This is a genomic window from Streptomyces sp. NPDC047981, assembly GCF_040653315.1.
GTDB lineage: Bacteria > Actinomycetota > Actinomycetes > Streptomycetales > Streptomycetaceae > Streptomyces.
This window is the reverse complement of the sequence record NZ_JBEZNQ010000003.1, coordinates 1-21221: the sequence shown is the minus strand read 5'-3', so window position 1 is coordinate 21221 and position 21221 is coordinate 1. Positions and strand designations below refer to the sequence as shown.

Here is a 21221-nt window from a genome sequence, read left to right as displayed (position 1 = left end):
ACCGGAGGGAGCCCCCGCCATGGAGGGCCGTAAGAGAATCGTGGGCTGGGGCGTGCTGGCCCTGTGGGTGATCGTGATCGCCCTCGCCGCACCCCTCGCCGGAAAGCTCGGCGACGTACAACGCGACCGCGCCGTCGACTATCTGCCCGCGAGCGCCGACTCGACCCAGGTCGCCAAGATCAGCGAGCAACTGCCCGGCGGAGACTCCACCGACCTCGTGCTCGTCTACCACCGTGACGGCGGACTGACCGCCGCCGACAAGGCCACCGCCGCCCGGGAGGTGGCGCGGGTCGCGGCCGAGCACCCGCTCACCACGCCCCCGGCCCCCGTCCCGTCCAAGGACGGCACCACCCTGCTGTACGCGGTGTCCAGTACCGAGCCCGGTACGGACGAAAAAGCCAGGGACGCCTTCGTCCTCGACGTGCGCGAGACGGTGAGCGGCGAGGTCGGCGGCCCCGGCGCGCTCGCCACCGACGCGGGCGAGGTCTACAACTCCCTCGACGGCCCGCTCCTCTACACGACCGTCGCCGTCGTCGCGATCCTCCTGATCGTCATCTACCGCAGCCCCTTCCTCTGGCTCGTCCCGCTGGTCGTCGCGGGCGTCGCCGACTACCTCTCGATGGCCGTCACGTACGCCCTCCACCAGGGCTTCGACATCAGCGTCTCCGGCCAGAGCACCGGCGTCATGACGATCCTCGTCTTCGGCGCCGGCACCGACTACGCCCTCCTCCTCGTCTCCCGCTACCGCGAGGAACTGCGCCGCACCGAGCGGCCGTACGACGCCATGGTCACCGCCCTGCGCGGCTGCGGGCCCGCCGTCCTCGCCTCGTCCGGCACCGTCGCGCTCGGGATGCTCTGCCTGCTCGCCGCGGACATGAACAGCAGCCGGGGCATGGGGCCCACGGCCGCCGTCGGCGTGCTGTGCGCGCTCGTCGCGATGATGACGCTGCTCCCCGCGCTGCTCGTCGTCCTCGGCCGGCGGGTGTTCTGGCCGCTGATCCCGGCGTACGGCAGCGAGCCGAAGGCCGCGCGCCGCTCCCTCTTCGCGGTGATGGGCTCCTCGGCGGGCCGCCGACCGCTCGCCGTCCTCGTCGCGGGTGCCGCGGCGCTCGCTGCGCTCGCGCTCGGCGCGCTGAACCTGCCGGGCGCCCTCAAGCAGGAGGACACCTTCACCTCCACCCCGGAGGCGGTCGCCGCGATGAAGACGCTCGCCGCCGCGTATCCGGAGATGGGCACCCAGCCCCTCACCGTCGTCGCCCCGACCGGCGCGGTTCCCGAGGCTCTCCGGACCGCCCTCGCGACCGACGGGGTCGCGAAGGCCGAGCGGGGCCGCAGCGGCGGCGGTTGGACGGAGATCTCCGTCGTGGCCTCCGTACCGCCGCAGTCGGCGGCCGAGACCGCGACCATCAGGGAGCTGCGGACCGCGCTCGGCGACGGTGTGTACGTCGGCGGGCCCAGCGCCGAACAGCTCGACATGACCGACACCAACGCCGGCGACCGGAACATCGTCGTGCCGCTCGTCATCGTCGTCGTCCTCCTCGTGCTGGTCGTGCTGCTGCGCAGCCTCGTGGCACCACTGATCCTGGTCGCGGCCGTCGTCGCGGTCTGGGGCGCGGCCCTCGGCATCGGCGGTCTCGTCTTCGAGTCGCTCTTCGGCTTCGAGGGGACCGACCCCGGCCTGGCCCTGCTCTCGTTCGTCTTCCTCGTCGCCCTCGGCGTGGACTACGGCATCTTCCTGATGCACCGGATGCGCGAGGAGTGCCTGAACGGCGCGGAGCCGGGCGCCGCGGCCCTGACCGCGCTGCGCACGACCGGCGGGGTGATCGCCTCGGCGGGGCTCGTCCTCGCCGCCACCTTCGGGGTCCTCGTCAACATGCCGATGGTGCAACTGGCGGAGCTGGGCTTCGTGATCGCGGTCGGCGTCCTGCTCGACACCTTCCTGGTCCGCACGTACCTCGTCACGAGCGCCAGCGTGCTGCTCGGCCGGAAGGTGTGGTGGCCGGGACCGCTGGCCAAGGCGGGTGCGTCGGCGGGCGGTTCGTCGACGGGCGGTTCTTCGACGGAAGGTCCGTCAACGGGCGGTTCGTCCGACGGCGGTCCGTCCGACGGCGGTCCGTCAACGGGCGGTTCGGGGTCCGAGCGGATGCCCGTACGGGTGTGATCGGGGGCGGGTGGGGGGCTTCCCGGACTGTCAGGAGCCCCCGCCCGCAGGGAGGATGAACGTCATGGACTTCGCAGCGGCCTTCACCCGTGACCCGCAGGCGGCGCCGTACCCGGTGAGGTGCGACGCGGCGGCCGCCGCTGTCTTCGCCGTCCTCGCGGTGGTGATCGCGCTCACCGTCGACGACGGCCGCCGGCCGGACCTGGTCGGCTGGGCGCTGCTGCTCGCCGCGCACGTCCCGCTCGCGTGGCGGCGCAAGGCTCCGATGCCGGTGCTGCTCGCCGTGGTGGCCTGCGTGGCTCCGTACCACGCCCTGGACTACATGCATCTGGCGCCGATACCCGCCTCGATGACCGCGCTGTACACGGTCGCGGCCACCGGCCGTCCGCAGCGGACCCTGCTCGTGGGCCTCTCGGTCACGTCCATCACGCTCACCATGCAGATCTTCGTCAACCCGCACGAGATGGTGGAGCTGCTGAGGGTCTCCGGCTGGGTGATCGCGATGCTGGTCTTCGGCGCGAGCATCCGGCTCTACCGGCAGCTGGTGGCGAGCGTGGTCGAGCGGGCGGAGCGCGACGGGGAGCGGAAGGTCGCCGAGGAGCGGCTGCGTATCGCCCGTGACCTGCACGATCTCCTGGCGCACTCGATCACCCTCATCGGCGTGCAGACGTCGGTCGCCGCGCATGTCCTGGTCGCCGACCCGGACAGGCTCGACCGGGAGGCGCTCGCCCGGGCGCTCGACGGGATAGCCGAGACGTGCCGGGAGGCACGTGCGGAGGTGCGCACGACGCTGGACGTGCTGCGGGCGGCCCCGGAAGGTCCGTTGCCGGATCTCGCCTCGCTGCCCGATCTCGTACGGTCCTCCGGCGCGGAACTGACGCTTCGGACGGGGGAGGCGAAGGTCCCGGCGGCGGTGGCGGCGGCCGCGTACCGGATCGTGCAGGAGTCCCTGACCAACGCCGTCCGCCACGGGGGTGCGGGCGGCGGTGGGGTGCGGGTCGATGTCGGCCTGGTCGACGAGGTGTTGACGGTACGAGTGGTCAACGGCGGCGTCGGCTCGGGCGGCTCGGGTGGGGCCGGTCGTTCGGGCGGGGCCGGCGGGGGCTCCGGGTACGGGATTCTCGGAATGAGGGAGAGAGCGCGGAGTGTGGGAGGGACACTGAGCGCGGGCCCGCGGACCGGCGGGGGGTTCGAGGTCACGGCGGCGCTGCCGCTCGTGGCGAGGGAGAGGGTGACGGCGTGATCCGGGTGCTGCTCGCGGACGACCAGACGCTCGTCCGGGCGTCGTTCGCCATGCTGGTCGATTCGGCGCCCGACATGGAGGTCGTGGGCCAGGCGGCCAACGGCAGGGAGGCGGTGGAGCTGGCCCGTTCGGCGCGGGCGGACCTCGTGGTCATGGACGTCCGGATGCCCGAGCTCGACGGGATCGGGGCGACCCGGTTGATCGCCGCCGACGAGGACCTGGCCGGGGTGAAGGTGCTAGTCCTCACGACGTACGACACGGACGAGCACATCGTGGAGGCGTTGCGGGCGGGCGCCTCGGGCTTCGTGGTCAAGGACATCCGCCCGGCCGAGCTCCTCGCGGCGATCCGCACGGTGGCGGCGGGGGAGTCCCTGCTCTCCCCCGGCCCGACGGCGCTGCTGATAGCCAGGGTCCTCGCGACGCCGGAGGCGCCGGTGACGGGAGGCCCGGAAGGGCTGTCGGAGCGCGAGCGCCAGGTGCTCGCGCTGGTGGCACGGGGCCTGAACAACGCGGAGATCGCGGAGACGCTGGGGCTCTCGCCCCTCACGGCGAAGACACACGTCAGCCGGATCATGGGCAAGCTCGGCGCCCGGGACCGGGCGCAACTGGTCATCGCCGCGTACGAGTCGGGCCTGGTGGCCCCGAGCCGCTGACGCGCGCCGGGCATCGCGGCGCGTCGCGGACACGGGCCGGGCCCCCACCGGTACGTGACCGGTGGGGGCCCGGGAGGGCGGACGAGTGGGCGGGTCAGCCCAGCTCGACACCGCTCGCGCGGAGCATGTCCTCGCGCTCGACGATCTTCACGCGCTCACGGCCCTGCGGCTCGCCCAGGGCCTTCTCGGCGGCGTCGAGGGCGTACCAGCCCTCCCACGTCGTGTACGTGATGCCCTTGCCCTCCAGGAAGGCGACGACCGCGTCCGTCTCCGGGTTCGAGGGCGTGAGGAGCCGGTCGTTCGCGAAGTCGTCCAGCAGGTTCGCGACCGTCTCGTTGGCGTCGCCCTTGGTGTGGCCGATGAGGCCGACGGGGCCGCGACGGATCCAGCCGGTCACGTAGGTCGACGCCAGGTGCGCGCCGCCCTCCTCGATGACCCGGCCGCCCTCGTCGGGCACGGTGCCGCTGATGGTGTCCCAGGGGAGCTTGGGCAGCTCGTCGGAGAGGTAGCCGACCGCGCGGTAGACGGCCTGCACGTCCCAGTCCGTGGTCTGGCCGGTGCCCTTCACGTTGCCGGTGCCGTCCAGCTCGGTGCGCTCGGTGCGCAGGCCGACGACCTTGCCGTCCTCGCCGAGGATCTCGACCGGCGACCCGAAGAAGTGCAGGAAGAGCTTGTGCGGGCGGTCGCCGACGTCGCGGATCGCCCAGTTCTCCAGGGTCTTGGCGACCATGTCGGTCTGCTTGTTCTTGCGGCGCTCGGCGATCGAGCCGTCGTCGTAGTCGATGTCCTCGGGGTTGACGATGACCTCGATGTTCGGCGAGTGGTCCAGCTCGCGCAGCTCCATGGGGCTGAACTTCGCCTGCGCCGGGCCACGACGGCCGAAGACGTGGATCTCGACGGCCTTGTTGGCCTTGAGCCCGTCGTAGACGTTCGCCGGGATCTCGGTCGGCAGCAGCTCGTCCGCCGTCTTGGCGAGGATGCGCGCGATGTCGAGCGCCACGTTGCCGACGCCGAGCACGGCGACCTTCTCGGCCGACAGGTCCCAGGTGCGCGGGACGTCCGGGTGGCCGTCGTACCAGGACGCGAAGTCGGCCGCGCCGAGGGAGCCGTCCAGCTCCACGCCGGGGATCTTCAGCTCGCGGTCGGCCATGGCGCCGGTCGAGAAGACCACGGCGTCGTAGAACGAGCGCAGGTCGTCCAGGTGCACGTCCGTGCCGTAGTCGACGTTGCCGAAGAGGCGGACCTGCGGCTTGTCGAGCACCTGGTGCAGGGCCGTGATGATGCCCTTGATGCGCGGGTGGTCGGGCGCGACGCCGTACCGGATCAGGCCGAAGGGAGCCGGCATCCGCTCGAAGATGTCGATCGACACGCCCGGCTCGTTGGCGGCCTCGGACTTCAGCAGCGCGTCGGCGGCGTAGATCCCGGCGGGGCCGGCGCCGACGATCGCTACCCGGAGGGGGCGGGTCATGTCTGGGTTCCCTTCGCAAAACGACGTGACGACGATGGGTGTCGTCACTTAGGTCACCCTAAATAACGCCCGTAGCGCGCCGGTACCCACCCCCGGTCTATGACCACATAAGGCGGACTTATGGCTTCCCAAAGGAAGCCTGGGGGCGAGGGTGGGTGGCCTGGCGGACGCGACGATCGGCCTGGCGATCGCGGCCGCCAACGCGCTCATCAAGTAGGACGGGGGGCGGTCACCCGCCGAAGGCGGGCAGCGCGAGGGCGACGACACCCCAGGCGATGAGGCCCGCGATGCCGGCGATCACCAGGCACAGGATCAGGCCCCCGATCCGATCGCCCAGGCCGGTGAGGACGACGGCGGTCCCCGGCTTGCGCGGGTGGTAGGCGACCCGGACGGTCCTGCCCTTGTCGGTGCCGCCGACGTAGCGGGTCACGCCGTCGGTGGCGGTGTAGGCGTTGGTGTCCGTGCCGTTCCGGTAGACCTGCCGGGTCTCCACGGTGATGCCGTAGCGGCGCAGGTACCAGCCCTCCCACACGGACATCAGTCCTGCCCAGGCGAGGAAGACGGCCCCGATGGCGAGTTCCCCGAGCAGGAGCGTCGCGATGCCTCGGCCCCAGTTCCGGTCGGCCACTCCGACGGCGACGGCGAGCACCGCGATTGCGCCGTTGGTCGCCCAGGTCGCCCACTTCGCGGGCTTGGGGAGTCCGCGAGGCCGCGCGTCGTCGGCTTCCCCGTCCTCCCCGTCCTCCCCGTCGCCGCCGGAGACCAGGCTCCGGGTGACGACGAGCGTGGAGCCGTCGACCGCCGGCTCGTCCGCGGTGCGCTCGGGCAGCGCTGCGTTCACCGCGTCGGCGAAGGCCGTGGCGGCGGCGGCGCTCACGTCCGTGACCCCGTACTCGGTCGGCTCGGTCCCCGCGGGGGCCGTCAGCTCGATCGTGACGGCTCGCCTCTCGGCTCGTACGCGCGCGATCGCCACGAGCGGGATGCGCAGCTCGTCGTCCCGCCGACGCAGCAGCAACCCCTCGCCCTCGGAGCGGAGTTCGGTACCTCGGTCGCCATGGAGGACGGGTATGGGCGAAGTGATCGACATGCGCGTGATCGTAAGTCGCCGGATCCCCACGGGTGAAGAGCCTGTGGGGGTTTCGGGTGGGGCGCGTGGTGTCGTACGGTCCGCCTGTGAACCTGGTGACCGCAGTCCTCGTCTGCTTCATGATCGCGTCCGTGCCGGTCTGCATCTTCGGCCTGATGCTCATCTCCGGTGAGCGGTCAGAGCTGAAGAAGATGACGGAGTTGAGCGAGACCGGTATCGAGGTGCGGTCGCGCCTCGTGCGTCTGGAGCCGTTCGGCCCGCGTGGCTACGCGAGCGTCACGTACGACTTCCCGACCCCGACCGGAGGCACCGCCCGGCACAACACCGGGGTCAACTTCGGCTCCGCGCACGTGGTCGGCGACGAGTACCCGCTGGTCCACCACCCCACGAACACCAAGATCGTGCACATGGGCACGATGTCGACGGTCCGCCAGGAGCGCGGGCGCCGCAAGGGCTACGTGCGGGGCGCGCAGCGGATCGCGGTCCTGTCCTTCGCGGCGGGCGTCCTCGCGACGATCGGCCTGATCGTCAGCCCTTCCTGACCCCGGCCACGAACGCCGCCCAGGCGGGCGCGGCGATGACGAGGGCGGGGCCGGCGGGGTTCTTGCTGTCCCGGACGGGGACGACGCCGGGGATGTTGTCGAGGACTTCGAGGCAGCTTCCGCCTTCGCCGTTGCTGTGGCTGCTCTTGCGCCACGTGGCTCCGACGAAGTCGTACGAGACCTCGATGCAGTTGCCGCCGTCACCGTCGCTGTGCGAGCTCTTGAACCAGTGGGCGTTGCTCAGGTCGTACTCGCGCATCGTCTGTAGTCCTCCGCCGCCGATTCGATCAGAGCCAGGGACGCCTCCGGCGACAGCGCGGCAACCCTGAGCAGATCGTAGGCGCGCTGTGTCTGCTTCACCACTGCCGGATCGTCCAGCAGAGTTCCTGAAAACGAGGTCTCTGTGTAGGCGGTTGGGGGTGCGTCCTGGAACTCCATGATTTGAAGCATGCCGCCCATCGCCGCGTGCGCGCCCGTCGTGCGCGGCAGCACCATCACCAGAGCCACGCGCTCACGCGCCAGCGTCGCAAGATGCTCCAACTGTGCGGCCATCACCGCCGCCCCGCCCACCGGCGTCAGCAACGCGTTCTCATGCACGATCACCCAATACTCGGGCCTTGTAGTGCGCTTGAGGATCTGGGCCCGGTCCAGTCGCGACGTGACCTTCTCCTCCACGTACGCGTCCGTCGCGAATGGGTTCGCCGCCAACGTCACCGCCCGCGCGTACTCCGCCGTCTGCAGCAACCCCGGCACCACCGTCGGTGCGAACTCGCAGATCTTCGTCGCCAGTCGCTCCAGCTCGACCACCGGCTCGAAATAGGTCGCGTACGGCGAGGCGTTGATGAGTCGCTTACACGTCCGTTCGAAAAAGCCACCGGTTTGTAGGACCACGTCGATTCGCCGCGCCACATCCAGCTGCGGCTTCCGAATTCCCTGCTCGAACTGGCCGATGTATCCGCCGGAAACGAACACCAGATCGCCCAACTCCGTCTGTGTGAGCCCCTTCGTCTCCCGCTGGGCCTTCAGCTCCTGGCCGAAGAACGCCCACGTGTCCTGCCGCCTTGCTTTGGCCATGGATTAACTCCTCCATACTGCCCCGCAGTTGTAGGACCTGCGCATCTATCGAGTTTAGGGATCCGGGACCACGCTGGGGGCGGTAAGTGAGAAATGGATTCGGAAAGGGATGCGTTGGTGAAGGAACAAGGCACGCGGTCGATCACGGGGGCCGTCGAAGAAGCGAGCGAGACGGTGGCGGAATTGCGCGAGACACTCGTGCGGGCGGGAATCGTGCTTCCCTCCCTCGGGCTCGACGTCGTCACCTCGCCGCCGACTCCCCGTCCCGGCCGCCGCTCATCGAATTGGGACGCTGCACGGTGGAAACGGCACGGCTCCTCGCCGGCGCCGTACTCCCGTCAGGGGAAGAAGGGAGCCGGCCATGAAACTGCCCATCGGGTCGTACGTCGTGGAGATCCGCACCGGACGTGTGGGCACGGTCATGGGACACGAGGGGCCGTACGTACAGCTACGGCCGCTCGGCGGCGGGCGGGAGTGGGACGCCGAGCCCGAGGGGGTGAGGGAGGCCACCACGACCGAGCGGCTGCGCGCGGCGACCGCGCACGCGAACGCGCGGAGCCGGGGTGAGGTGCCCTGAAGGCGGGCCGCTCGCTCGGGGAAGCGTGCGATCGCGGCGAACACGGCCCACGAGTGGACGAGGGTGCGCAGGGGGGCCAAGGTCTGCCGTCCCGTACGCGAGAATGGGCCCATGAGTCTGTTCCGCGACGACGGCATCGTGCTGCGCACCCAGAAGCTGGGTGAAGCGGACCGCATCATCACCCTGCTCACGCGCGGTCACGGGCGCGTACGCGCCGTGGCGCGTGGGGTGCGGCGGACCAAGTCGAAGTTCGGGGCCAGGCTGGAGCCCTTCTCCCACGTCGACGTGCAGTTCTTCGCCCGTGGGAGTGAGCTGGTCGGGCGCGGGCTGCCGCTCTGTACGCAGAGTGAGACCATCGCGCCGTACGGCGGCGGGATCGTCACCGACTACGCCCGCTACACCGCCGGGACGGCGATGCTGGAGACGGCGGAGCGGTTCACGGACCACGAGGGCGAGCCGGCCGTGCAGCAGTACCTGCTGCTCGTCGGCGGTCTGCGCACGCTCGCGCGGGGCGAGCACGCGCCCCATCTGATCCTCGACGCCTTTCTGCTCCGCTCGCTCGCGGTCAACGGCTACGCGCCGAGCTTCGAGGACTGTGCGAAGTGCGGCCTGCACGGACCGAACAGGTTCTTCTCGGTCGCGGCGGGCGGCGTCATATGCGGCGACTGCCGGGTGCCCGGCAGCGTCGTACCCTCTCCGGAGGCCATCGGCCTGCTCAGCGCGCTGCTCACCGGCGACTGGGCGACTGCGGACGCGTGCGAGCCGCGTCACGTCAGGGAGGGCAGCGGCCTTGTGTCCGCCTATCTGCACTGGCACCTGGAGCGCGGGCTGCGCTCGCTGCGGTACGTAGAGAAGAGCTAGGAGACCCATCGCATGGCCATCGCACGACGCGGAATCCTCGGACGGAAGATCCGGGAGTACAAGACCCCGGAGCCGCACCCGTCCGGCGCGCGCCCGCCGAAGCTCCCCGGCGAGCTGGTGCCGAACCACGTCGCCTGTGTGATGGACGGCAACGGCCGCTGGGCCCAGGAGCGCGGCCTCCCGCGCACCGAGGGGCACAAGGTCGGCGAGGGCGTCGTCCTGGACGTCCTGAAGGGGTGCCTGGAGCTGGGCGTCAAGAACCTCTCGCTCTACGCCTTCTCCACGGAGAACTGGAAGCGGTCGCCCGAGGAGGTCCGCTTCCTGATGAACTTCAACCGGGACGTGATCCGGCGCCGCCGGGACGAGATGGACGAGCTGGGCATCCGGATCCGCTGGGTCGGCCGCATGCCGAAGATGTGGAAGTCGGTCGTCCAGGAGCTGCAGGTCGCGCAGGAGCAGACCGTCGACAACGACGCGATGACGCTGTACTTCTGCGTCAACTACGGCGGTCGCGCCGAGGTCGCCGACGCGGCCCAGGCCATCGCCCGTGACGTGGCGGCGGGCAGGCTCGACCCGTCGAAGGTCAACGAGAAGACGTTCCAGAAGTACCTGTACTACCCGGACATGCCGGACGTCGACCTGTTCCTGCGCCCGAGCGGCGAGCAGCGCACCTCGAACTACCTGATCTGGCAGAGCAGCTACGCCGAGATGGTCTTCCAGGACGTCCTGTGGCCGGACTTCGACCGCCGCGACCTGTGGCGCGCCTGCGTCGAGTACGCCTCCCGCGACCGCCGCTTCGGCGCGATCCCGGCGGCGGACCGCGCGGCGATGGGCTCGGTGCCGCAGCAGGGACCGGCGGTCTGACCGTGGAGCTGGTCTACGTACCGACGCGCGCGGACGTGGCCGACGCGGTGCGGGTGCAGCTGCGGCACGGCATGTTCCGGCGGTTGCGGTGGGTGCTGCCCCCGACCGCCGTCCTGGCGTTCCTGGTGGTCGCCCTGGAGCTGTTCGGCCCCGGTGAGCCGGATCGGGTGTGGGTGGCCGTCATGACGGGGCTCGGGGTGATCGCCGCCGTCCTCGGGCCGCTGACACCCTGGCTGGCCGCCCGGCAGATGTACGGGATGGTCGAACGGCAGGGGGAGTTCCGGGCGCGCGTGGACGAGCAGGGGGTCGGCTGGACCACGCGCGACACCGAGACGTCACACCGCTGGCCGATGATGCCCCGGTACGTCGAGACGCCGACGCAGTTCGTCCTGCTCACGGCCGACAAGGCCCGCGCCGGTGTCGCCGCCCTGCCCAAGCGCGGACTCGCCGACCCCGCCGACGTCGACCGGCTCCGTGAGCTGCTGGACCGGAGCATCACCCGGCTCTGACCGACCGCATGCGAGAGGGCCCGTACGGATCGATCCGTACGGGCCCTCTCGCATCGTGTCCTGCCGCGCCCGAAGGCTCTGGCGCGCCCGAAGTCCTACTTCGCGGCGCACTCCGCGCACGTGCCGAAGATCTCGACCGTGTGGGCCACGTTCACATAGCCGTGCTGGGAGGCGATCGTCTCCGCCCACTGCTCGACCGCCGGGCCCTCCACCTCGACCGCCTTGCCGCAGACGCGGCAGACGAGATGGTGGTGGTGGTCGCCGGTGGAGCAGCGGCGGTAGACCGTCTCGCCGTCGCTGGTGCGCAGCGCGTCGACCTCGCCCGCGTCCGCGAGGGACTGGAGCGTGCGGTAGACCGTCGTGAGGCCCACCGAGTCGCCGCGGTGCTTGAGCATGTCGTGCAGCTCCTGGGCGCTGCGGAACTCGTCCACTTCGTTCAGTGCCGCCGCGACAGCGGCCCGCTGCTTGGTCGAGCGGCCGCGTACGGGGGGTCCTGCCGTCGCCACAGGGGCCTCCTTGTGAGTTCCGTTGCCCCCGCCATTCTGCCAGGCCGTTCAGACCGTGACGTCGTCCGTGGGACGGCGCGTGAGCGGCACCTGGGCGTCGCAGCCGTCCGTCCCCGCCCCCGAGGCCTCCGCGGCGGCTCGGGCGCGGCGCCGGGCGAGGGGCGCCGAGAGCGCGGTCAGCACGATGAAGACGCCGATCGCGAGCAGCACGATGAGGGAGCCGGGCGGCAGGTCCTGGTAGTAGGTGGTGATCGTGCCGGTCAGGGTGACGGCCGTGCCGATGACGACGGAGAGGACGAAGGTCGCGCGGAAGGAGCGGGAGAGCTGCTGCGCCGCCGCGACCGGGACCACCATCAGCGCGCTGACGAGGAGCAGGCCGACGACCCGCATGGCGACCGTGACGGTCACCGCTGCGGTCACCGCGATGAGCAGGTTCAGGGCGCGCACCGGCAGCCCTGTGACGCGTGCGAAGGCCTCGTCCTGGCTGACGGCGAAGAGCTGTCGGCGCAGGCCGATGGTGACGAGGATGACGAAGGCCGCGAGGATGCCGATCGCGGTGACGTCCTCCTCCGAGACCGTGGACAGGGATCCGAAGAGGTACGACAGCAGGTTCGCGTTGGAGCCGCCGCCGACCTGGATCAGCATCACGCCGCCCGCCATGCCGCCGTAGAAGAGCAGCGCGAGCGCGAGGTCGCCGCGGGTGCGTCCGTAGGTCCGGATCAGCTCCATCAGCACGGCGCCGGCGACGGCGACCAGGGTGGCCATCCACACCGGGCTGCTGTTGAGCAGGAAGCCGAGGCCGACACCGGTCATGGCGACATGGCCGATGCCGTCGCCCATCAGGGCCTGGCGGCGCTGGACCAGGAAGATGCCGACGGCGGGGGCGGTGATGCCGACCAGGACGGCCGCGATCAGCGCCCGCTGCATGAAGGCGGGTTCGAGGAATTCCATGATCAGGTCAGCTTCCTCAGGTCAGCAGACCCGTGCGGAGCGGCTCGTCGGCCGCGTGCGGATGGACGTGGTCGTGGCCCGGCAGGGCGTGCTGGCCGACCGCCTTGGGCGGCGGGCCGTCGTGGACGACACAGCCGTCGCGCAGGACCACGGCCCGGTCGATGAGCGGCTCCAGCGGGCCCAGCTCGTGCAGCACGAGCAGGACCGTGGTGCCGCCCGCGACCTGCTCGCGCAGGGTGCCGGCGAGGATCTCCTGGCTGGCGAGGTCGACGCCCGCCATCGGCTCGTCCATGATCAGCAGATCGGGCTGGGAGGCGAGCGCGCGGGCGATCAGCACGCGCTGGTGCTGGCCGCCGGAGAGGGCGCTCACCGAGTCCTTGGCCCGGTCGGTGAGGCCGACGAGCTCGATGGCGCGGTCGACGGCCGCCCGGTCGGCCTTGGCCAGGGGGCCGAACTTCCGGCGGGAGATCCGGCCGGAGGTGACGACCTCGCGGATGGTGGCGGGGACGCCGCTCGCGGCGGTGGTGCGCTGGGGGACGTAGCCGACGCGCGACCAGTCGCGGAAACGCTTCCGCTCGGTGCCGAAGAGCGAGATCGCCCCGTCGGTCAGCGGGACCTGGCCGATGATCGCGCGGACGGCGGTCGACTTGCCGGAGCCGTTGGCGCCGAGCAGCGCGACGACCTCACCGGGGTTCACGGTGAGGTCGACGCCGCGCAGGACCGGGCGCGCGCCGAGGGACGCCGTGGCTCCGCGGACGGATATGACGGGCGTGGCCGGGGTGTCCGGCGTGACGGGCGCGCTCACGGGGGCCTCCTGCTGTGCTGGGGTCACTTGGCGCCGAGGGCCTTCTTCAGCGCGGTGAGGTTGGACTGCATGACCTCGATGTAGTCATCGCCCTGGGACCTGTCCGTGATTCCCTCCAGCGGGTCCAGGACGTCGGTCTTGAGGCCGGTGTCCTTCGCGAGGGTCTTCGCGGTCTTGTCGCTGGCGAGGGTCTCGAAGAAGACGGTGGAGACCTTGTCCTTCGCGGCGATCTCCTGCAGTTCCTTCATGCGGGCGGGGCTCGGCTCGGACTCGGGGTCGATGCCGGTGATGCCCTCCTGGTCCAGGCCGTACCGCTCGGCGAGGTAGCCGAAGGCGGAGTGGGTGGTGATGAAGGTCTTGGTGGAGGTGTTCTTCAGGCCGTCCTTGAACGCCGTGTCGAGGTCGCCGAGCTTCTTGACCAGGACGTCGGTGTTCTTCTTGTAGGCGGCGGCGTTGTCCGGGTCGGCCTTCTCCAGGGAGGCGCCGACGCCCTTGGCGACCTCGGCGTACTTCACCGGGTCCAGCCAGATGTGCGGGTCGGCACCGGCCTCGGAGCCGTGGCTGTGGCCCTCGTGGCCCTGCTCGTCCTTGTGACCGGGCTCCTCCGAGGCGTGCCCGGCGTGCTCCTCGGGGGTCTCGCCCTCGTGGCCGGGCTCCTCGGCGCCGTGGCCGTGGTCGTGGCCGACGGCGGTGCCGTGGTCCTCCAGCGTCGTGAGCGTCGCGGCGTCGACGGTGTTCTTCACGCCGGCCTGCTTGATCGCCTCGTCGACGGCGGGCTGGATGCCCTTGAGGTAGAGGATGTAGTCCGCGTCGCCGAGCTCGCCGATCTGTCGCGGCTTGAGCTCCAGGTCGTGCGGCTCGACGCCCGGCGCGGTGAGCGTGGAGACGGAGACGTGGTCGCCGCCTATCTGCTCGGCCAGGTACTGCATGGGGTAGAACGACGCCACCACGCTCAGCTTGCCGTCGGCGGACTTGCCGGACGCGTCGGATGTCCCGCCGCAGGCGGAGAGGGTGACGAGACCGAGGGTGACGGCTCCGGCGACGGCGGCGGTGGGTATCAGACGGCGTACGTTCATGACACTCATTTTCAACAAAGTTGGAAACGATTGTCAATTGTCCTGGTTGTGTTCCCGGACACCCCCGGACACACCCAGGCATGCCCGTCCGCGTATGCGGCGAGAGGCCGAACCGATTTGATACAGGGGGCAGGGGCGCCGGTAACCTGAAGCATTCGCACTTCGTCGTCGTAATGAAGAGAGCACCGTGGCCGCCGACAAGATCGACACCATCGTCAGCCTGAGCAAGCGCCGTGGCTTCGTCTACCCGTGCAGTGAGATCTACGGCGGCCAGCGCGCCGCCTGGGACTACGGGCCGCTGGGTGTCGAACTCAAGGAGAACATCAAGCGTCAGTGGTGGCGTTACATGGTCACCGCGCGCGAGGACGTCGTCGGTATCGACTCGTCGGTGATCCTGGCCACCGAGGTCTGGGAGGCCTCCGGCCACGTCGCCACCTTCACCGACCCGCTGACCGAGTGCACCTCCTGCCACAAGCGCTACCGCGCCGACCACCTGGAGGAGGCGTACGAGGAGAAGCACGGCCGTCTCCCCGAGAACGGCCTCACCGACCTGAACTGCCCCAACTGCGGCAACAAGGGCACCTTCACGGAGCCCAAGCAGTTCTCCGGTCTGCTCTCCACCCACCTCGGCCCGACCCAGGACTCCGGCTCCGTCGCCTACCTGCGTCCCGAGACCGCGCAGGGCATCTTCACCAACTTCGGCCAGGTGCTGCAGACCTCGCGCAAGAAGCCGCCGTTCGGCATCGCGCAGATGGGCAAGTCCTTCCGGAACGAGATCACTCCGGGCAACTTCATCTTCCGCACGCGCGAGTTCGAGCAGATGGAGATGGAGTTCTTCGTCAAGCCCGGCGAGGACGAGCAGTGGCACGAGTACTGGATGGAGCAGCGCTGGAACTGGTACACGGGCCTGGGTCTCCGTGAGGAGAACATGCGCTGGTTCGAGCACCCGAAGGAGAAGCTCTCCCACTACTCCAAGCGCACCGCCGACATCGAGTACCGCTTCCAGTTCGGCGGCAGCGAGTGGGGCGAGCTGGAGGGTGTCGCCAACCGCACCGACTACGACCTGAAGGCGCACTCCAAGGCCTCCGGCAACGAGCTCCTCTACTTCGACCAGGACGCCCAGGAGCGCTGGACGCCGTACGTCATCGAGCCCGCCGCCGGTGTCGGCCGCACCATGCTGGCCTTCCTGCTCGACGCGTACAGCGAGGACGAGGCCCCGAACGCCAAGGGCGTCATGGAGAAGCGCGCCGTGATGCGCCTCGACCCGCGCATCGCGCCGGTCAAGGTCGCCGTCCTGCCGCTCTCCCGCAACGCGCAGCTCTCGCCGAAGGCCAAGGGCCTCGCCGCCGACCTGCGGCAGAACTGGAACATCGAGTTCGACGACGCCGGTGCCATCGGCCGCCGCTACCGTCGCCAGGACGAGATCGGCACGCCGTTCTGCGTCACCGTCGACTTCGACACCCTGGACGACAACGCGGTGACCGTGCGCGAGCGCGACACCATGAAGCAGGAGCGCGTCTCCCTCGACCAGATCCAGGGCTACCTGGGCAGCCGCCTCCTCGGCTGCTGACGCCTCTGGCGTGACGAAGCCCCCCGGTTCCCGCGGAACCGGGGGGCTTCGCTCTGTCCGCGCCGCCGGAAGCGGCTTCGCCCACGCGTCGTGCCCCTGGGCTACTTCCCCTTCTTCGCTCCGAAGACCAGCGCGCCGATCGCAGCCGCCGCGGCGCTGAGGACACCCGCGGCCGGGGCCAGGGCGCCCTGGTCGATGAAGTGCTTGGCGAGCAGGAGGATCGAGACGAAGGCGGTCGCGCCGAAGACGGCTCCCGCGACCCGGAAGCGGAAATGCACGATGTCCATCCGCATCTGGTGCTGGTCGAGCTGGTGGCGCCGCAGGGCCTCCGCCCGCTGCAGCTCGATCTGCGCGGCCGACTCGCGCTCGACGATCCCCAGCACCCGCTCGGGCGCCCCGTCCATCAGGCGCTTCCAGATCTCCATGTCCTCGCCCGGAGGCAGAGGGCGGTGCGGAGAGAGGCCGCCCTGGCCGTTGGACGTGCCGTCCGGGCCGGGCAGCGCCGGCTGGGCCGGCACGGGGGCGGTCATCCGGTCTCCCCGTCGGCCCGGGCCGAGGCGGCGGCGATGCGAGCGACGACGTCGCGTACGGCTTCCTCGACCTCCACGGGCCCGCTCTCGAGCGGCAGCGGCTCCGCGAAGGTCCGCATCGGCAGGGGCTCGGCATCGCCGAAGGCGCGTGAGGGGACGAGCACCGAGAGCGCGCCCTCGGCGAAGGCCCGCCCCGGGGTGGTGGGGGGACCCGTGCGGGCCGGCCGGGCGCGTCCGGTGACGGCGCCCGTGGCCGATCCTGCCCCTGCGCCCGTGCCCGCGCCCGTGCCCGCGCCCGCGCCCGCGACGAGCGGAGCCTTGTCGCGGACCATCGCGACGCCGGTCCGCACGAGGTGTGCCCAGACGACGAACAGCACCGCGGTCCAGAAGTCGGCCAGCAGCGCCACCGTCGCGGCCGTGGCGATCACCGCGAGGGTCGTCCCACGCCGCGCCCACGTCTCCGGGCGGGCCGCACCGACGTCCTGGGCTCCGGTGTCCCACCCGTCGGCCGCCTGGTTCCAGCGAGCGGGGACCCTGCTCCGGCCGATCCGGTCCCGGCGCGACGCGAGCCACTCCCACAGCCGGGACCGGTGCGGCTCCCGCGCCTGCCGGGTCCGTGGCCGGTACCGCCTCTCGCGCATGCCGGCCCAGGCTCCGCCGCTCCAACCCTGCGTGTCCGCGTCCCAGAACGGTTGACTGGTGCTCACGCCGCTCCACCCCCCGCCTGTCGCACGGGTGACGGCTCCGGCTGCAGGCCGGCCGCCCCGATGAAGACACCCTTCGTCAGCGTCTTCGCCTCGAACTCGTCCACCTGCCAGCCCGCTTCCCGGAGCGCGTCCGCGACCCCCTGGGCGATGCCCTCGCGGACCGACTCCAAGTAGCGCTGAACGTCCATGTCCTGGAACGCGCCGGTGCTCCGCTCGGAGCCCAGCTCCCGCACCGATCTCGCCGGGCCCTCCGGCAGGCCGGCCTCGTAACCGCCGGCGAGCACCCGCCAGGAGTGCTTCGCCGCCCGCCACAGCAGCAGCGGTGCGGACCCGGCCGTGATGGGGATCCGTGCGATCGCCCGAGCCGCCTTGGCGAGGAGGCCGCTGTGCCGCTGCCGGTGCGCGATCCGGTCGGCCTTGCGGAACCAGGACAGCACGGGCCGCAGGACGAACGGCGCGGCCTCCAGCGTCAGCAGCCCGCCCTGGGTGTGTACGCGGACGTACACCGTGAGGATCACCTCGTCGTCCCAGCTGCTCACCTGGATCCGCAGGAAGTGGCGGCGCTTCTCCCCGCCCTCCTCCACCGACGACGTCCGGTGTGCCTCGAACTCGGCGAGGCTCTGCGGTGCCAGCCACCGGTGGGGGAGTCCGTCCACGGGGAGGAACACACAGTCCTCGACGGTCAGCTGGCGCAGCCGGTCCCGCACGGTGTCCTGGGCCGAGCCGAGCACGGACGGGACCCGGATCTGCTCCATCCGGGACCTGATGTGCTCCAGGACCTCCTGGTTGAGGAGCTGAGAGGGCGGATGGGTCCCGGACCCCGGCTCCTGGATCGGGCGGAGGCCCACGGCGTGCGTCCACGACGTGTACGGCACGCCCGCCCCGCGGAACGGTGCAGCAGTGTCGTACAGCAGGAGGGGCGAGCTCTGTTCCATCCGGATGAGCTGCCTGAGCCGCTGGAACCGGATGCCGATCGACCGCAGGGCCGGGTCGCTCGCCGGGTCGCCGAATTCGGCGGGCGACAGTTCGCGACCCAGGGTCGCGGCGATCTGCGCGCGCTGCGCCGCCCCGGCCACGGCCATCAGGAGGACGCAGCAGACCGTCGCCCACACATGGACCGGCCGGTGGCCGAGGCCCTCCCAGAGGCCGGAGGCCCAGGAGAAGACGTCGTCCTCGGGAAGCGCCCCCGGACCGTCGTCGCCCTGCCCCAGGCCCGGATAGATCCACAGCAGCCAGAGCGAGAGACCGCTGAGCCAGAGCCGTCCCGACCAGCGCAGCGCGACCCCGCCCGCCGCCCTGGCGGGGGACGGCTCGGGATGCTTCGCCGACGGGCTCCGGAACCGGGAGGCGGCGGCGAGCAGAACGAAGGGCGGCACGAAGGCCAGCATCAGCCCGCCACTGAGGGTGACGCCGATCAGCCAGAGCGCCAGCACCAGCGCGGCCCAGGCCGCCGCCGTCCTGCGGGCGCGCAGGGCATGGGCGAGCACCCGGGCCGCGTCGAAGCCGAACGAGGGGGCGACCCTGCGCTCCTCGTGCACATAGAGCTCGTCGATGACCGCGTCACGGAAGGTGTCGTCGAGATACGTGCCGGCGCACAGCAACCGGGAGGCTTCGGTCGTACTGGGGGCCGGCGGTACATGTGAAGGCAACACCCGCGCTACCCCTCCCGTTTTTCGTCCCTCAATCAGCGTATGGCAAGAGGGAGTTCACGCTCAACGCATCCGGGAAGCGTGTGTCCCTACACGCGCAGGCCGCGCAGGAGCAGGTCGAGGACCGCGTCGAACTCGGCCTGGATCGTGGGGCGCTGCCACTCCGGGGCGTACATCGGGTCGTGGAAGCGGCCCGTCGCGTCGAAGAGCGCGCGGGCCGTGGCCGCCGGGTCGGGGGCGGCGAACTCGCCGCTGCGCGCGCCCTCTTCGACGATCTCCCGGACCTGCCCGACGAGGACCTCGATGTGCTCGTCGACCACGTCGCTGGCCTCGTCGATCAGCACGCCGTAGGTGGCGAACAGCTCGGGGTCGTCGCCCGCCTTGTGGCGCTTTGCCTCGAAGAGGGCGGCGAACCAGGCGCGGAGCTTCTCGGCGGCCGGTGCGGACGAGCCGGCGATCAGCTCGGCGAGCATCACCTCGGCGCGGCTCAGCCAGCGCTCGGTCACGGCCTCCCGCAGCGCCGCCTTCGTACGGAAGTGGCGGTAGACGCTGCCGTGGCTGACGCCGAGGACGCGGGCCACGTCCACCACGGTCGCCTTCGCCGGGCCGTACCGGCGGAGCACCTCCTCGGTGGCTTCGAGGATGCGCTCTGCGGTCAGGGTCTCGGTGGCCATGGGATGACAGTACCTGTCAGTCGCACCCCGGCGGCTCTGATCAGTGCTCGCTGTCCAGGTGGGCCATCTGGGCCGTCGGGTACCGCTCGCCGGCCGCCGCGCCCGCCGGGACGGCCTGCTCGATCGCGGCCAGGTCGGCGGCGTCCAGCGTCACGTCCAGGGCGCCGAGGGCCTCGGTGAGCCGGTCCCTGCGGCGGGCGCCGACGAGCGGGACGATGTCCGCGCCCTGCCGGTCCGCCTGCGCGAGGACCCAGGCGACGGCGGTCTGCGCGACCGTCACGCCCTTGGCTTCGGCGAGCGCGCGCAGCCGGTCCACCAGGTCCAGGTTGCGCTGGAGGTTCTCGCCCTGGAAGCGCGGGCTCATGCCCCGGAAGTCGCCCGGCGCGAGCTCGCGGTCGCGCGTGAAGTGGCCGCTGATGAGGCCGCGCGACAGGACGCCGTACGCCGTGATCCCGATGCCCAGCTCGCGGGCGGTCGGCAGGATCTTCTCCTCGATGCCGCGCGAGATCAGGGAGTACTCGATCTGGAGGTCGGCGATCGGGGCGACGGCCGCCGCCCGGCGCAGGGTGTCCGCGCCGACCTCGGAGAGGCCGATGTGCCGGACGTGCCCGGCCTCGACCAGCTCGGCGATGGCGCCGACGGTCTCCTCGATCGGCACGTCCGGGTCGACGCGGGCGATCCGGTAGATGTCGATGTGGTCCGTGCCGAGGCGCTGGAGGGAGTACGCCGCGAAGTTCTTCACCGCGGCCGGGCGGCCGTCATAGCCGGTGAAGCCACCTTCGACCGTGCGCAGGGCGCCGAACTTCACGCTGGTCAGCGCCTGCTCCCGGGCGGCGGCGGGGGCCGTGCGCAGGGCTTCGTTGATCAGCAGCTCGTTGTGCCCCATCCCGTAGAAGTCGCCGGTGTCCAGGAGCGTCACGCCGGCGTCGAGGGCGGCGTGGATGGTCGCGATCGACTCGGCGCGGTCGCTCTCGCCGTACAGCGCGGACATGCCCATGCAGCCGAGGCCGAGTGCCGAGACCTGCGGGCCGGTGGCGCCGAGGCGGCGGGTGGGGAGGGCGGAGGGGGCGGGGTGGGTGGAGGCGGAGGTCATGGGGGTCTCCTCGGGAGTCGGGCTGAGGGGTGACGCATGACAAGCATGGCATGACGGCTGACAGATTTCAATGTTTGTCATTCACTTGATGGTGTGAGCGGTCGGCGTGCCCGCACCACGCCGGAAAACGACGTGCCCGGGCGACCGCGGCCGGGGTAGCGTCTGGCGCATGTATTCGTTCTTCCAGATCTACGAGTGAGAGCGCCGCGGGCCGGGAAAGCCCGCGCAGCGCCAGCCGATTGACCACCGCACCTCTCACCGACGGGAGAACCACCCATGGCCAAGGGCCGCAACAACCTCCTCGGCGTCGGCGGACAGCGCAAGAAGCTGTCCCGCGCCGAACAGCACGGCGCCGGTCAGGGCCGCAACGCCGACCGCAAGGCGGCCGCCGACCAGAAGGCCGAGCTGCTGAAGAAGATGCGTGAGAAGGCCGGGACCGCCGAGGGCGCCGGCTCCGAGAGCGCCTCCACGGGCGGCGAGCAGTAGCCGCGGCCGGTACGACGACGTGGGGGCCGGGGGCCGGGGGGGTGCCCGGGCCCCCGGGGGGCCGCCGCGCGCCCCGCCCCCCCCCCCGCCCGCCCGCCGCCCCGCCCCCCCCCCCGGCCGCCCCCCGCCCCGCCC

Annotated in this window: 23 protein-coding genes; 10 read left to right on the top strand and 13 right to left on the bottom strand. The window is 71.3% G+C overall.

From position 1 onward, the window contains the following. Positions 1 to 19: 19 nt before the first annotated feature. From AB0E14_RS02910 to AB0E14_RS02900, 3 genes are all read left to right on the top strand, one after another. Positions 20 to 2161: an MMPL family transporter gene (locus AB0E14_RS02910; RefSeq protein WP_362410921.1), complete on the top strand. Its 2142-nt coding sequence runs from the start codon at positions 20 to 22 to the stop codon at positions 2159 to 2161. Between the two features lie 64 nt (positions 2162 to 2225). Then, the gene (locus tag AB0E14_RS02905; RefSeq protein WP_362410918.1) at positions 2226 to 3404 is read left to right on the top strand and encodes a histidine kinase; all 1179 of its coding nucleotides are present in this window, start codon (positions 2226 to 2228) and stop codon (positions 3402 to 3404) included. Next, a complete protein-coding gene (locus AB0E14_RS02900) occupies positions 3401 to 4057 on the top strand; it encodes a response regulator transcription factor (protein ID WP_362410915.1) in 657 nt (218 codons plus the stop codon). The genes AB0E14_RS02905 and AB0E14_RS02900 overlap by 4 nt, the downstream gene beginning before the upstream one ends. Positions 4058 to 4151: 94 nt before the next feature. On the opposite strand, the gene AB0E14_RS02895 is transcribed toward AB0E14_RS02900, so the two are convergent. Beyond that, positions 4152 to 5525 carry an FAD-dependent oxidoreductase gene (locus AB0E14_RS02895; RefSeq protein ID WP_362410912.1) on the bottom strand — a complete coding sequence of 458 codons (1374 nt, stop codon included), beginning with the start codon at positions 5523 to 5525 and terminating at the stop codon, positions 4152 to 4154. 229 nt (positions 5526 to 5754) lie between these two features. Next, the gene (locus AB0E14_RS02890; protein WP_362410909.1) at positions 5755 to 6612 is read right to left on the bottom strand and encodes a hypothetical protein; all 858 of its coding nucleotides are present in this window, start codon (positions 6610 to 6612) and stop codon (positions 5755 to 5757) included. Positions 6613 to 6698: 86 nt separating this feature from the next. Here AB0E14_RS02890 and AB0E14_RS02885 point away from each other — a divergent pair, with 86 nt between their 5' ends. After that, entirely contained in the window at positions 6699 to 7154 is a 456-nt protein-coding gene (locus AB0E14_RS02885; protein ID WP_362410906.1) for a hypothetical protein, read from the top strand. Here AB0E14_RS02885 and AB0E14_RS02880 read toward each other — a convergent pair. Together AB0E14_RS02880 and AB0E14_RS02875 are read right to left on the bottom strand one after the other, a co-directional pair. Then, positions 7141 to 7413 (bottom strand): DUF397 domain-containing protein, encoded by a 273-nt coding sequence (locus AB0E14_RS02880; protein ID WP_362410903.1) that lies wholly within the window; start codon positions 7411 to 7413, stop codon positions 7141 to 7143. The two genes, AB0E14_RS02885 and AB0E14_RS02880, sit on opposite strands and share 14 nt — an antisense overlap. After that, positions 7395 to 8228, bottom strand: a complete 834-nt coding sequence (locus AB0E14_RS02875; protein WP_362410900.1) for a helix-turn-helix transcriptional regulator — start codon at positions 8226 to 8228, stop codon at positions 7395 to 7397. The genes AB0E14_RS02880 and AB0E14_RS02875 overlap by 19 nt, the downstream gene beginning before the upstream one ends. A 361-nt stretch (positions 8229 to 8589) precedes the next feature. On the opposite strand from AB0E14_RS02875, the gene AB0E14_RS02870 reads away from it, so the two are divergent. From AB0E14_RS02870 to AB0E14_RS02855, 4 genes are all read left to right on the top strand, one after another. Continuing rightward, positions 8590 to 8805, top strand: a complete 216-nt coding sequence (locus tag AB0E14_RS02870) for a hypothetical protein (RefSeq protein WP_362006364.1) — start codon at positions 8590 to 8592, stop codon at positions 8803 to 8805. Between the two features lie 111 nt (positions 8806 to 8916). After that, on the top strand, positions 8917 to 9666 hold the full coding sequence (gene recO / locus AB0E14_RS02865) for a DNA repair protein RecO (RefSeq protein WP_362410896.1): 750 nt from the start codon (positions 8917 to 8919) through the stop codon (positions 9664 to 9666). Positions 9667 to 9684: 18 nt separating this feature from the next. Further along, positions 9685 to 10530 carry an isoprenyl transferase gene (locus AB0E14_RS02860; RefSeq protein ID WP_362411335.1) on the top strand — a complete coding sequence of 282 codons (846 nt, stop codon included), beginning with the start codon at positions 9685 to 9687 and terminating at the stop codon, positions 10528 to 10530. A 2-nt stretch (positions 10531 to 10532) separates the two neighbouring features. Continuing rightward, entirely contained in the window at positions 10533 to 11039 is a 507-nt protein-coding gene (locus tag AB0E14_RS02855) for a YcxB family protein (RefSeq protein ID WP_362410893.1), read from the top strand. Positions 11040 to 11134: 95 nt separating this feature from the next. Here the strand turns inward: AB0E14_RS02855 and AB0E14_RS02850 are convergent, their stop codons facing one another. From AB0E14_RS02850 to AB0E14_RS02835, 4 genes are read right to left on the bottom strand one after another with little or no spacing between them, the layout of a single operon-like run. Then, positions 11135 to 11545 (bottom strand): transcriptional repressor, encoded by a 411-nt coding sequence (locus AB0E14_RS02850; RefSeq protein WP_361965620.1) that lies wholly within the window; start codon positions 11543 to 11545, stop codon positions 11135 to 11137. A gap of 48 nt (positions 11546 to 11593) precedes the next feature. Further along, positions 11594 to 12502 carry a metal ABC transporter permease gene (locus AB0E14_RS02845; RefSeq protein ID WP_362411332.1) on the bottom strand — a complete coding sequence of 303 codons (909 nt, stop codon included), beginning with the start codon at positions 12500 to 12502 and terminating at the stop codon, positions 11594 to 11596. A gap of 10 nt (positions 12503 to 12512) precedes the next feature. Continuing rightward, positions 12513 to 13301, bottom strand: coding sequence for a metal ABC transporter ATP-binding protein (locus AB0E14_RS02840; protein WP_362410889.1), 789 nt, complete (start codon positions 13299 to 13301; stop codon positions 12513 to 12515). 23 nt (positions 13302 to 13324) lie between these two features. Beyond that, positions 13325 to 14377: a zinc ABC transporter substrate-binding protein gene (locus tag AB0E14_RS02835; protein WP_362410886.1), complete on the bottom strand. Its 1053-nt coding sequence runs from the start codon at positions 14375 to 14377 to the stop codon at positions 13325 to 13327. Positions 14378 to 14564: 187 nt separating this feature from the next. On the opposite strand from AB0E14_RS02835, the gene AB0E14_RS02830 reads away from it, so the two are divergent. Then, positions 14565 to 15947 carry a glycine--tRNA ligase gene (locus AB0E14_RS02830; RefSeq protein WP_362410883.1) on the top strand — a complete coding sequence of 461 codons (1383 nt, stop codon included), beginning with the start codon at positions 14565 to 14567 and terminating at the stop codon, positions 15945 to 15947. A 101-nt stretch (positions 15948 to 16048) separates the two neighbouring features. Here AB0E14_RS02830 and AB0E14_RS02825 read toward each other — a convergent pair whose 3' ends face one another. From AB0E14_RS02825 to AB0E14_RS02805, 5 genes are all read right to left on the bottom strand, one after another. After that, complete coding sequence (locus AB0E14_RS02825; protein WP_362410880.1) at positions 16049 to 16477, bottom strand: hypothetical protein; 429 nt, start codon at positions 16475 to 16477, stop codon at positions 16049 to 16051. Then, positions 16474 to 17184, bottom strand: a complete 711-nt coding sequence (locus tag AB0E14_RS02820; RefSeq protein ID WP_362410877.1) for a hypothetical protein — start codon at positions 17182 to 17184, stop codon at positions 16474 to 16476. Before AB0E14_RS02820 ends, AB0E14_RS02825 begins: the two co-directional genes overlap by 4 nt. After that, on the bottom strand, positions 17181 to 18833 hold the full coding sequence (locus AB0E14_RS02815; RefSeq protein ID WP_362410874.1) for a hypothetical protein: 1653 nt from the start codon (positions 18831 to 18833) through the stop codon (positions 17181 to 17183). The genes AB0E14_RS02820 and AB0E14_RS02815 overlap by 4 nt, the downstream gene beginning before the upstream one ends. An 89-nt stretch (positions 18834 to 18922) precedes the next feature. After that, complete coding sequence (locus AB0E14_RS02810; RefSeq protein ID WP_362410871.1) at positions 18923 to 19507, bottom strand: TetR family transcriptional regulator; 585 nt, start codon at positions 19505 to 19507, stop codon at positions 18923 to 18925. A 40-nt stretch (positions 19508 to 19547) separates the two neighbouring features. Beyond that, a complete protein-coding gene (locus AB0E14_RS02805; protein ID WP_362410868.1) occupies positions 19548 to 20600 on the bottom strand; it encodes an aldo/keto reductase in 1053 nt (350 codons plus the stop codon). 276 nt (positions 20601 to 20876) lie between these two features. Here AB0E14_RS02805 and AB0E14_RS02800 point away from each other — a divergent pair, with 276 nt between their 5' ends. Then, entirely contained in the window at positions 20877 to 21086 is a 210-nt protein-coding gene (locus tag AB0E14_RS02800) for a DUF6243 family protein (protein WP_362410865.1), read from the top strand. Positions 21087 to 21221 lie beyond the last annotated feature (135 nt).